The organism is Nostoc sp. (assembly GCF_036917355.1).
Classification (GTDB): domain Bacteria; phylum Cyanobacteriota; class Cyanobacteriia; order Cyanobacteriales; family Nostocaceae; genus Nostoc.
Genome location: NZ_JBALDP010000045.1, coordinates 47,725 through 59,789, shown reverse-complemented (window position 1 = coordinate 59,789; position 12,065 = coordinate 47,725). Strand labels below are relative to the sequence as shown.

The 12,065-nt window shown below is 42.8% G+C and carries 7 protein-coding genes; 3 read left to right on the top strand and 4 right to left on the bottom strand.

Going from position 1 to position 12,065, the window contains the following annotated elements:
• Positions 1 to 16 precede the first annotated feature (16 nt).
• Entirely contained in the window at positions 17 to 1,909 is a 1,893-nt protein-coding gene (locus tag V7K53_RS12975) for a lipoxygenase family protein (protein WP_335197900.1), read from the bottom strand.
• A 611-nt stretch (positions 1,910 to 2,520) separates the two neighbouring features.
• Here V7K53_RS12975 and V7K53_RS12970 point away from each other — a divergent pair.
• Both V7K53_RS12970 and recR read left to right on the top strand, forming a co-directional pair.
• Positions 2,521 to 3,558: an aldo/keto reductase gene (locus V7K53_RS12970; protein ID WP_335197993.1), complete on the top strand. Its 1,038-nt coding sequence runs from the start codon at positions 2,521 to 2,523 to the stop codon at positions 3,556 to 3,558.
• A 210-nt stretch (positions 3,559 to 3,768) separates the two neighbouring features.
• Positions 3,769 to 4,326: a recombination mediator RecR gene (gene recR / locus V7K53_RS12965; RefSeq protein WP_292731513.1), complete on the top strand. Its 558-nt coding sequence runs from the start codon at positions 3,769 to 3,771 to the stop codon at positions 4,324 to 4,326.
• Positions 4,327 to 4,358: 32 nt separating this feature from the next.
• Here recR and V7K53_RS12960 read toward each other — a convergent pair whose 3' ends face one another.
• The 3 genes from V7K53_RS12960 to V7K53_RS12950 form a co-directional block, all read right to left on the bottom strand.
• Complete coding sequence (locus tag V7K53_RS12960; RefSeq protein WP_335197899.1) at positions 4,359 to 4,931, bottom strand: prolyl hydroxylase family protein; 573 nt, start codon at positions 4,929 to 4,931, stop codon at positions 4,359 to 4,361.
• Positions 4,932 to 5,028: 97 nt separating this feature from the next.
• Positions 5,029 to 8,271: a hybrid sensor histidine kinase/response regulator gene (locus V7K53_RS12955; RefSeq protein WP_335197898.1), complete on the bottom strand. Its 3,243-nt coding sequence runs from the start codon at positions 8,269 to 8,271 to the stop codon at positions 5,029 to 5,031.
• A 252-nt stretch (positions 8,272 to 8,523) separates the two neighbouring features.
• Positions 8,524 to 10,470 (bottom strand): amino acid transporter, encoded by a 1,947-nt coding sequence (locus V7K53_RS12950; protein WP_335197897.1) that lies wholly within the window; start codon positions 10,468 to 10,470, stop codon positions 8,524 to 8,526.
• 649 nt (positions 10,471 to 11,119) lie between these two features.
• On the opposite strand from V7K53_RS12950, the gene V7K53_RS12945 reads away from it, so the two are divergent.
• A complete protein-coding gene (locus tag V7K53_RS12945) occupies positions 11,120 to 11,998 on the top strand; it encodes an Rpn family recombination-promoting nuclease/putative transposase (RefSeq protein ID WP_335197896.1) in 879 nt (292 codons plus the stop codon).
• The last annotated feature ends 67 nt before the right edge of the window (positions 11,999 to 12,065 follow it).

Below are 12,065 nucleotides of genomic sequence, written 5' to 3'. Positions count from 1 at the left end.
GTCATTTGTCTCTAATTCAGATATTGATGCTCTGAGGAATTTTAGAAGGAAGTAGATACTCATAGGGTGGACGGTGTAAATTACGTTGCTTGATGGTATCTTCTACCTGCTGAAGATTACTTTGGAATGCTTGTAGCAATGGTTTTACTTTTTGGTCTGTAAAGTATCCTTGCTGATAATCACCCAACTTGTTATAGTACACAGATCCCAATAAGCTGAGTAGGTTGTATTGCCGTTGCGCCTGATCTAAAGGGGGGAGCAAATTAAGGTAGTCTTGCTCAGTAACTTCTCTTTTGAGAGTTGATGCTGGTAAATAACCTGCCAATGGTATGGCTGCGGCGTAGCCCATAAAATCTTTTTGCGGAAAGTTAACGGCAGCGTGTTGGGCGCTGGCAGTGAAAATAATCAGCGTAGTGGCATCAATTAAGTAATTGCGCGTTTTGATGCCCCCATCTTCGCCAAAATCGGGGATGCGACCACCATCGTAAGCTGGGATTTCGGCTGCCCACGCTTGCAATGCTTTGTCTTTTTGAATGTCTTCATCCGTGGTGTAGTAAAGGTTCAGGTAGTCCCAAACCCATTGATGGATTGCATTCCAGACTAATAGCGCATCATCCCGGTAAGGATAAATAGGCAAGAGGTTGGGATCGTCTACACCGCGCTGTTGGAATTGCTTAGGTAAGATGGCGCTATTAAAACCATAACTTTGCAAGGCTAGCACTGCTAAAACGCGAGAGTTATCGATTGATGATGAGAGTAATCTATCGACACCACCACCTGGAGCTATGAGAATCCGTTGAGCGGCATCGTTAATTGCTAAAGTGCTGTCAAAATGCGGGTGTAGTAGAATTCTTAGGGGATGGGTAAGTGGTAGTTGTCTTGCAGTGGCGATCGCAAAAACACCAATTAACAAGTGAGTTCTTGCTAGGTGAGTAACAGCTTCGTGGTAGTTGGCATCTGCTATTTGGACTATTGTTTTGGCAAAAAGCCAAGAGTATTTACCGGAGTTAGGGGTAACAATTGGATAATCTGGGCCTGGGGTTTGACCGCATTGAATGGCTATCGGACGCAATAAACGGGTGGGGTCTGAGCCTTTGGGTAAGGCAAACAGTGCTAAGGGAGCATAGAGATATTTTTGCTCGTGTGGGAATGTACCGTTGACCGCACCATCTAAAATTTTATAGTCAGCTAAGTAGAGTCTGCCTTCAAGTCCGGCTGCTGCTAATGAATCGTCAGTCCCCATCACGCCTTGGTAATGTTCGTCTGTGACTGGGAAGCGATCGCCTGGAGTCGTTACTCGCGCGATCGTGACGGGATTGTAGCCAGCCACTCGCATGTAGGCAAATACTTCATCTTCTTGGTAAGTTTTGGCGATCGCTGGTACACCAATCACTGGAAACAAATTTTCGTAGTCCTTGAGACTGGTTGCATGTCCTGTCGGCTGTCCTTCGTATAGAAGGTTAATTATCCTATTTAGGGCATCTCTAAGAATCACAAGTCCGTTTTCTTTCAAAATAGAATAAAAAAGATCGTCGAGTTCTCTAACATCTTTAGATATGCTTTTGAGCAAAAACTGAGGGATAATTTGTAAGATTCTTGCCAGAATACTGATTTTTACTGGTACTGCTCCCTTGAGAAAAGCTTCTAAAATAAACCTTTCGACATCATCACGAATCGATTTAGAACCTTGATTGCCTCTGTTGACAATCAAGGTATTAATAAACACAATTCGTAACTGCTGGGCTAATAAAAAATACCAGTTAGTAGCGAACTCTTCCGCAAGAGAAAGCCGATCCAGCATCGCAATAGATGGAATATGGACGTAGTTATATTGATACTCTTGCCTAGCTATATCTAAAGTATGAGTACTTGATGAGCTGATTGAATTTTCTGGTGATGAAGCAGTCATTGACTCTACTCATGTTTAGTACGGGTAACTTTAATAGTTTAGGATAAACAGGTTTGAGTTACCTAAATGTATTATCGCAATCAAGTTTAAAATTACGATTTTTCTAAAGAAATTTTCTGGATTTTATCAACTATTGAACCACGCGCTAAATGTTTAGAAATCTCTGTAAAGAATATTTAGCAATACAAATAATATTTGCCAAGATTTAGAAATAATTCTCAATTAAAACTTCCCTACTAAGGTATTGTGTTTGAGTTGACATTTGAACTACTGAAACAATATCAGGAATACAATTACTAGGAATCATATTTGATTTTTGAAAAAATTCGGTACACTTTAATCTTCTGAAATCCTCTTGCCTATTGCCTATTGCCTACTAAGCCAAGTGATTTCAGTAATCAAACCGGATTCCTATATCAGATTCTTCTTCTGCTACCGATGTCTCCAATGCTTCCTCTGCTCACACAACGATAAAATATTTTTCTATTACCTTCCCTCTATCAAAAATCTATCTCTATCTCACTGCCTTTATCCTTCAACAGTTAGAAGCAACGAATTTTGCTCCATGCAAAGCTATGAAAGTTCTCATACTGTGGTCAAAGGATAAATTTGTGGATATTAGCAGACGTAATTTACTAAAGGTAGTTTCTGCTTCTGGTTTAGGTGGAGCCGGAGTATTTGCTTTACAAGGTTTAACCAAACAAGTTTTAGCGCAAAATCAGTCTACCCCACTCCAGATTAAAAAAGGGGAAATGCTTTACAGGCAACTAGGACGCACCAAAGAACAAATATCTGTAATTGGTCTAGGTGGTCATCATATTGGTAGACCAAAAGATGAACAAGAGGGTATTAATCTGATCCGTACTGCGCTCGATCGCGGGATTAATTTTATGGACAATAGCTGGGATTACCATAATGGAGGTAGCGAAATTCGCATGGGTAAAGCTCTGCAAAATGGTTATCGTCAAAAAGCTTTTCTGATGACTAAAATCGACGGTCGCACAAAGGCGGCTGCTGCTAAACAAATTGATGAATCTTTAAAACGTTTGCAAACAGACCACATTGATTTGTTGCAGCATCATGAAGTCATTCGCATGGAAGACCCAGACCGGATTTTTGCTCCTGGTGGTGCGATGGAAGCAGTGGTGGAAGCACAAAAAGCTGGCAAGATTCGCTACATAGGCTTTACTGGACATAAAGACCCTTTAGTACACCTGAGAATGTTGGAAGTTGCCAATCAAAACAACTTCCGTTTTGATGCAGTGCAGATGCCGTTAAATGTGATGGATGCCCATTTCCGCAGTTTTGAGAGGCAAGTTTTACCCAGACTGGTTCAAGACGGAATTGCTGTACTGGGGATGAAATCAATGGGCGACCAAAACATTCTCAAAAGCAATATAGTCAAACCGATCGAATGTCTGCATTACGCGATGAATCTGCCAACTTCAACGGTGATTACAGGCATTGAAAGTATGCCCATCTTAAACCAGGCTTTCGAGGCAGTACGTACTTTTACACCCATGAGTCAGGAACAAGTTAGAGCATTACTGAATCGGACTCGCCAAGCTGCTCTCAAAGGTCAGTATGAACTGTTTAAAACTACTAACCAATTTGATAGTACAGCCAAAAATCCTGAGTGGTTAGGATGAGTTTTAGCTAGGGCGTGTTTGAAAACTAAGGTTCACAGCAAAGGACACAAAACTGGTAAAGTTGCTGCAAAATCCAGAACTTAGCGATCGCGAGTTAGAAGTGTTGCGCCTGATGGAAGTACTCAAAAAATGTCATCATAGTTAAAGTGAAAACATTCTGGAGACAAGACAACGGTTTACGCACGCCCTTTAGCACGGTTAATTGAACAATTGCAACGCCTACCGGGAGTTGGCCCCAAAAGTGCCCAACGACTGGCTTTGCATATTTTGAAGCGACCAGAAGCAGAAGTAGAAGCTTTGGCGCAAGCTTTAGTTGAGGCAAAAAAACAGATAGGCTTATGTTCTGTTTGCTTTCACTTATCTGCTGAACCTGTTTGTGAAATTTGCCGCAATGCCAACCGTGACAATAGCACTATCTGTGTTGTTGCAGATCCTCGTGATGTAATTGCGTTAGAAAAAACCCGCGAATACAAAGGCAAATATCACGTTTTGGGCGGGGTAATTTCGCCAATTGATGGAATTGGCCCAGATCAGTTGAATATACTAGCTTTACAGCGCCGGGTGAGTCAGCAAAAACCTCAAGAAGTAATTCTCGCAATTAGTCCGAGTGTAGAAGGGGAGACAACAACCCTGTATATCGGTCAGCTATTGAAACCATTTACCAAGGTGACACGGATTGCTTTTGGTTTACCTGTAGGTGGGGATTTGGAGTACGCAGATGAAGTTACTTTGGCGAGGGCGTTGGAAGGCCGTCGGGAGTTAGATTAAATTTTGTTGATTTTACTGGTTAATCATCTCGACTATTGACTGTACATAACATCCGATCGCAAAACGTACTTTCGCCCTTGGATAATAGTAGCGCCCTCATGTACTAGTTCGTGAACAAAACACAAAGCCATACCTGTTACTGGAAGCACAGCTAAATTAAATAAATCTACGTAGTATTCAGGAAGATAAAAACGAGTTTCGCCACCTTCAAACCCTTCATTCAGATAAATCATAAAAGTCAATAAACTTTCCTCACCGTTAGTTCGGCGATAAGGACCATCATGGTGAGGTGCAAACCTCTGACCTGGATCGTAGCGATAGAAACGAAAACGCTCATTCAGCCCAACTGGATGCCATCTACCAATGGTCTTGGGGATATAATTTGACACACGCTGCCATAAATCAAAAGCACGCTCCCCGTCATCTAGCATAACGCGCTGATTATTGCGGATGTCGGGACGCATTTTAAAACCTCGGTGGGTAGTAATAGGAGCATCTGTATAGCCGATATTTTCTGTTAAAGTAATATACTCAGCGCATTCTGCTGGCGAAAGAATATTTTCCAGCGTGAAAATTTGGTTGCGAAGCAAATCTTTCTTGGTCATGGTTAAGCTGATTGAGATTTAAGCCTGATGATAGTGTATTCCTTATAACTCAGTACGGTTCAGTTGAGCCTAAAATCTAATGAGCAGAAATAGAGTTTTAGCGATGATTTTGCCCTAGCAAATCTGCAATTGAGGTGAGTAATTCGGTTGGTTGTACTGGTTTGGCAATGTGTTTCTGAAAACCAGCTGCTAAAACTCGATCGCGATCGCTTTCTCCAGCATAGGCGGTAAGAGCGATCGCCGGAATCTCCCCGCCCTCCTCTTTAGGCATGGCTCTGAGCATCTTAATCAAGCTGTAGCCATCCATTTCTGGCATTCCTAAATCACTGATTAATAAATTAGGTACAGCCTGTGCTATAACCCTTAGCGCCTCTTTTACCGATGCTGCGGCAGTTATCAACGCCCCATTCTGTTGTAGCAAGAAGTGCAGAAACTCTCGTGTGTCAACATCATCATCGACAATTAATACTCGTAGTCCACGCAGAACTGACGAGTTAAATTTCTCCCCTGCTCCTCCTGCTTTCTCTGCACCGTCACTCTCCTTCATCACGGGCAGTCTGACACTAAAAACTGCTCCCTGTCCAATTCCTGGACTGTCTGCTTTTACAGTACCACCATGCAACTCTACTAAGTGACGAACTATTGCCAATCCCAGTCCCAGTCCGCCGAATGTCCTGGTTGTGCTGCTATCGGCTTGACGAAAATATTCAAATACGTGGGGTAGAAACTCAGGGGAAATACCTTGACCTGTATCTTTAACTTGAATTAGTGCAGAGTGGAAAGTTAATTCACGACTCAATGATAAACTGACTTCGACTGAACCACGAGAGGGAGTAAACTTGACTGCGTTTGAGAGTAAATTCCCTACAACTTGCTGTAAGCGATTATAATCGCCTAACACTTTACCAACATTGGGGTCAACCTGTACTTTAATCTGGATAGATTTAGTTTCGGCAATTAATCGGACTGTTTCTAATGCAGCATCAATTACAGCTACTAGGTTAACAGTGGCAAAAGTCAGGTTCAACTTACCGCGAATAATTCGGGAGACATCCAGCAACTCATCAATTAATTGAATCTGCAATTGAGCATTTCTTTCGATGGTTTCTAAAGCACGATTTGTAGTCACTTCATCAAATTTGCGGCTTTTGAGTAGCGATGACCACCCTAAAATCGGGTTGAGGGGCGATCGCAATTCGTGGGAGAGAATAGCGAGAAATTCATCTTTATTCCGGTTTGCCTGTTTAAGTTCCTCTGCTTGTTGCCTGAGTGCCTTTTCTAATTGCTTTCTGGGGGTTAGGTCTAGAATAAAACAGATCCAAGACGCTGGATCTCGCTCCACCAAAGCACCACCAATTAGTATGGGAATGCGGGAACCATCCTTACGAATGTATTCTTTTTCAAAGGGAGTAAATAGCCCAACCGTTAAAAGTTGCTCTATCCCTTGCCGATCGAGAGCGTGATATTCAGGTGGGGTGATGTGTTGTCTGCGTATCTTACCTGCTAATAGTTCCTCTCGCGTATAACCCACCATTTCTAAAAAAGCCTCGTTCGCCTCAGTAATGTAATCAGGAGTGGCGAACATAATGCCAATAATGTTGGAATCAACTAACCGCCTTAATTGAGTTTCGCGCTGGCGCAAATCATTTTCTACCTGTTTGCGTTGGGTAATATCCTGGGTGGTACCCATCATTCGTACTGGCTTACCCTCGGCATCATAAAAGACGCGACCTTTAGCAGCAATCCAATGAATACTACCATCAGACCAAGGGATGCGGTATTCGATGTCACACTCAACATTTTCCTCAAGAGAGCGGGCGATCGCTTCATGAATGCATTGGCGGTCTTCTGGATGTACGCAGTTGAGGAAAATCTCAAAGTCGATTTCGGCTTCTAGGGACACTCCAAATAGCTGGCGACATTTATCTGTCCAAATTACCTCGTTGGTGGTGATATTCCAAAACCACATACCTAGTTCAGCAGCATTAGTGGCCAACCGAATCCGTTCTTCACTCTCGCGCAGATTTGTTTCAATTTTTTGACGTTCCCATAGGGCAGCTTGCTGTTCGGTAATATCAGTACTCGCACCAACTACCCTAACGACTTGAGCATTTTCATCCCGGACTGCAAACCCCTGATCTACCACCCACAAATAGCGGCCATCCTGGTGACGCACTCGATATTCGATGCGATAACGGTTTCCATTGGCCATACTAGCCATGAATTGGTCGTTAACTCTTTGTTGGTCATCGGGATGGATGCGTTCTTGCCACCATTGGAAAGTAGGTTCAGTTTCTTGTTGGGTGTAGCCAAAAACCTGGGTTAGACCTTGAGTTCTTTCCACAGTATTTCTGCCAATCTCCCAATCATAGATTAGGCAATTAACCGCCGCTGCTGCTAGCTCAAACCTTTCATTACTTTGCCGCAAGGAAATTTCTATGTGTCGTCGCTCTGTAATATCAAAAGCGATCCCCAAAAGATATTGCGGCAATCCATCAACAGTTCTGCTGTACACAGTGTCATAGCTACAAAACCAGCGCCACTCTCCATTAGCGTGTAGAATTCGGTATTCAAAGCTGAGAACTTCGCCCTGATGAGTATAATTAAATTTTTCAAGATAGCTAGGGAGTCGAGCCAAATCTTCAGGGTGTAGAAGTTGAGTAAATAACTCCTTTCCCATTGCCTGGATTTCTACTGGTGTGTAGCCCCAACCTTGAGCAATTTCGTAATTAACGTAAGCATTTCGCTGCTCAATTAGGTCATAAATGTAGAGTATTCCCGGAAGAGTGCCAGCAATTTGTTGAAACAGACGTTGACTATCCCACAATATCTGAAATTCATCTGCATCAACTTGTTGAGTATTTTGTTCACAACTACAGTCATCCTCGAACTGAGCGTGCTTAGATGCCGTAATATCCGAAAAAGTTGTCACGATCGCATAGAGATTGCTTGCTTCAGTTTGAAACAGAGGTTGCGAGGACAACAATAGCCAGACTAGCTCACCATTTGGCTTATAAAAGCCACACACCACATTTAAGCAAGGTTTACCTGTATTTTGAGTAACGCTCGCAGGGTGAGCTTTACTGAGTAAAGGAGAGCCATCTTCATGAATAAATTGCCACTTGGGATCGAGCAAGTTTTGCCCCACAAGCTGTTCTGCCGTTAGTCCCAAAATGCGATCGCTAGCGGCACTGCAAGCCTGGATAGTGCCATCAGGCAAATGAAGCACCATTCCTTCTTCTCCACTGGCGACTAGCGAAGATTTTGACTTTTTACTAACTTGCCGATGCAGCAGCTTGTGATTAGCCAGCTGGTTGTGGAACTTTTCCGCGTCTGGCATTCTAAAAAGTTAAATAATTTTAAAGTTAATCTCAGATTGAGCGACTCATATTTACATAAATTTTAAGACAATTTCTTCAAACTTGAGGTAAAAGCTGCGATCGCTACTTCTATCATCGAAACAGTGCTGAGTGCTGAGTAACCAGTGCTGAGTAAAAAAAGTAATAATCGCACTCAGCACTCTTAAATCTTATAGACTTAGGGAACTTACGCAGAAAATTAAACTCAGAACTCAGCACTCAGCACTCCTGAATCAACCCCCAACATGAATACCAGGTCGCATTTCGGGATTCTTTTCAGCCCGCCGCAGTACTTCACGGGTAACTACAGCAATGTCACCTTCGCCAAACAAGATAAAACGCAATAGGTATTGTATGGGATTTCCCTCAACCCAACCGAAGTAAGCATGGGGAATCTTACCCGTTTGGTCGCGAATGTAAAGTAGTAAAGCTGCGATCGCATTCGGTACTGCTGCACTTTCAGCCCGGAGGATGCGATAGTCACCAACTTGTACCCCTTTTACTACGATCACATCCGCAAATTCCGAAGCATCGGATACATGAATTTCTAGAAACAGAATTGGATCGTTGGCTGGAATATGGTTGTCTTCGCGTACCTCTTTCTCTTTCATAAAATACTCTAGGACATCACCCTTATTCAACCGATTTGCAATCAGTCGTATTGTTCCCCGGCTATCTTCAGCAAAGAATTGGCTAGCAAGTTCGTCAACTTCAATTCGCTCTGCTCGAAGTTCCGTTGAACGCCAAACACGAGAAACCAGCGAGGTAAAAATGATCGCACCGATGAAAAACCCAGCAATCCTAATCCCTTCTGGTCTTTCGATGATATTAACAATGGTGGTATATAAAAATAACAGTGTAATGATGCCAAAAACGAATCTGGCCCGCTTCTGTCGGTGACGGTGGGCTGATAAGGTGACGGCAAAGGCAGCTGAGGTGATCAACACCAGCACACCAGTTGCGTAAGCCCCACCTTGGGCTTCTACACTTGCTTTGAAGATAATTGTGACAACAAAAGCGATTGTTGTGTAGACCAACACCAAAGGTCGGGTTACTCGTGCCCAGTTAGGTGCCATGCCATAGCGTGGTAGGTAGCGAGGCACGATATTCAACAGCCCTGCCATTGCAGATGCACCTGCAAACCACAAAATAGAAATAGTACTTAAATCGTAAATTGTGCCAAAGGCATTGCCTAAATACAAATGTGCTAAATAAGCAAGGGCCCGTCCATTGGCTTTGCCCCCCGATGCAAATTCTGCGGTTGGAATCAGTAGAGTGGTTATAAAGCTGGTGGTAAGCAGAAAGAAGCTCATAATCAGAGCAGCAGTGGTGAGCAACTTGCGTGTATTCCGAATCCGCCCTTTAGGATGCTGCGGAGTGCTGTTACTGCTACCTTTAACCAGGGGCATAACGGTAACACCAGTCTCAAAACCTGACAATCCCAGCGCGAGTTTGGGAAAGATAAGGAGAGAGATGCCGATTAGCATCAAAGGGTTAGAATGGCGTGCAAAAAGTGCAGTTTGCCAATTAGCGATCGCTTCTGTGTGAGTTAATATCTGATACACACCGACGCCAACGACAATGAAGTTTAACAGCAGATAAGCTCCCACCAAAACTACTGCAATCCCAATAGCTTCTCGGAAACCTCTCAAGAAAACTGCACCTAGTAATGCAACTAATATCAGGGTAACTGCGATCGTTTGATTGTGAAGCCAAATTGGTGTCAGCGGATTTTCGATGATATGGGCTGTGGCATCAGCTGCTGACAAGGTAATGGTAATAATAAAGTCAGTTGCCACAAAGCCAAGTAAGCACAGTACAAGTAATTTGCCTTGCCACCAGGGAAGTAAACGCTCTAACATTGCGATCGACCCTTCACCATGAGGGCTTTCGGCAGCAATGCGCCGATAAATTGGCAGCGCTCCAAAAAGTGTCAGCAAAACCAGAATCAGGGTAGCTATAGGAGAAAGAGCGCCAGCTGCCAGTGCTGCAATCCCTGGTTGATAGCCAAGGGTCGAGAAATAATCTACACCAGTCAAGCACATCACCTGCCACCAAGAATGTTGGCGATGTACTTCTTCTTTGCGGTAAGGCCCTTTTTTTTCTCGTCGGTCTTCTTCAAGCAACCAGTGGATTAACTGACTGCCGAGCCGTTTTGTTGAAACAATTGATTTAGCCATCAAATACGGTTGTGTTGCAAAAGTCGGCTTTGTGATTTTTTTAAGCCTTCGTGGTTTATTAAAATTTTTAACTACAAAGGCATAGCACTATTATTGTATGTTAAGCATCCTGTCCGATTTACAAAATATATAGTAGCTGTTCGTAGTCGTCTACCATATCGAGATCGGTTGCAGGTTTTGGTATAGGAATAATCAGTACTGCAACCGTATATTTTGGTATTAACACTTTTGCACTCTTAGTACCTTTAAGCCGTATAAATTCTAAAAAAAACGACGCTGCGAAACTTGGTATGTACGCAATCAACAAATCAGCCCTAAAATAAAAGTCACTTTTAGTTATATGATGTTTGTGTAAATGACCATAAAATAATTAGCCTGCTAATCTATAACTCTGTTTGTGTAGCCATAGACTTTAGTTTGATGGAATTATGGACATATAGTCCTACACAATATACTTCTTGGCATTTGTCGGGTAAAGGGTAAAGGGTAAGGGGGAAAGGAATAACAAAAAACCTTTAACCTTTAACCTTTCCCCTTTACCCACGAGAGTGCAAAAGTTACTTTTGCCAAGAGGTCTAATATACAAACAATGTATTAGATAGGTTTCCAGCATTATGCGAACCCATCTGCACCAACTACACTAATTCAGATGTTTGACAATATCTGCAAATTCTTAGTTGAGAACTTCTCCAGTGACTTCGCTACATGGTTATTAGGCGAATCTATTAATTTAACAGAACTAAGTCCAAAAGAATTATCTCTCGAACCCATTCGGGCTGATGCTCTAATTCTGTTGCAGTCGGAGCAAAGCATATTGCATTTGGAATTTCAAACCCAAGTCGATGCGGAAATTCCTTTTCGGATGATTGACTATCGATTGCGAGTATATCGCCGCTTTCCAGACAAAGCAATGCATCAAGTCGTAATTTACCTCAAGCAGACAAATTCAAATTTGGTGCAACAAAATACATTTACAATTGCTGGGACACGACATGAATTTGCAGTTATCAGACTTTGGGAACAACCTACAGAATTATTTTTGAGAACACCTGGACTTTTACCATTAGCTGTGTTAAGCAGTACAATCGATCCAGAAGTTATACTTAACGAAGTGGCACGGGAAATTAACGGTATTACAGAATTAAGAACTCAAAGTAATATTGCTGCTTCTACAGCGATTTTAGCTGGTTTAGTATTAGATAAAGAGGTTATTAAACGAGTTTTGAGGTCAGATATTATGCGGGAGTCAGCGATTTATCAGGACATTCTAGAAGAAGGCAAGGCTGAAGGCAAGGCTGAAGGTAAGGCCGAAGGTAAGGCCGAAGGTAAGGCCGAAGGTAAGGCCGAAGGTAAGGCCGAAGGTAAGGCCGAAGGTAAGGCCGAAGGTAAGGCTGAAGCGTTACTCGAAGTGGCAAGAAATCTATTTAGTACTGGTATGCCATTAGAACAGATCGGCAGAGTCACAGGGTTATCAATTGAGCAGTTACAGTATTTACAGGTAAGTGAGTCTCGTGAGTCCAATCAATAAATAATCGGTGCAGTCAACCTGCACCGATTAGCAAGTGTCACTCGAATTGAACAAACATCCCATTGTT

What these genes read in the sequence shown, in the direction of transcription:
- V7K53_RS12955 (WP_335197898.1), bottom strand. Translation starts at nt 8,271, where the DNA reads ATGCCAGACGCGGAAAAGTTCCACAACCAGCTGGCTAATCACAAGCTG.
- V7K53_RS12950 (WP_335197897.1), bottom strand. Translation starts at nt 10,470, where the DNA reads ATGGCTAAATCAATTGTTTCAACAAAACGGCTCGGCAGTCAGTTAATC.
- V7K53_RS12945 (WP_335197896.1), top strand. Translation starts at nt 11,120, where the DNA reads ATGTTTGACAATATCTGCAAATTCTTAGTTGAGAACTTCTCCAGTGAC.
- V7K53_RS12960 (WP_335197899.1), bottom strand. Translation starts at nt 4,931, where the DNA reads ATGACCAAGAAAGATTTGCTTCGCAACCAAATTTTCACGCTGGAAAAT.
- V7K53_RS12975 (WP_335197900.1), bottom strand. Translation starts at nt 1,909, where the DNA reads ATGACTGCTTCATCACCAGAAAATTCAATCAGCTCATCAAGTACTCAT.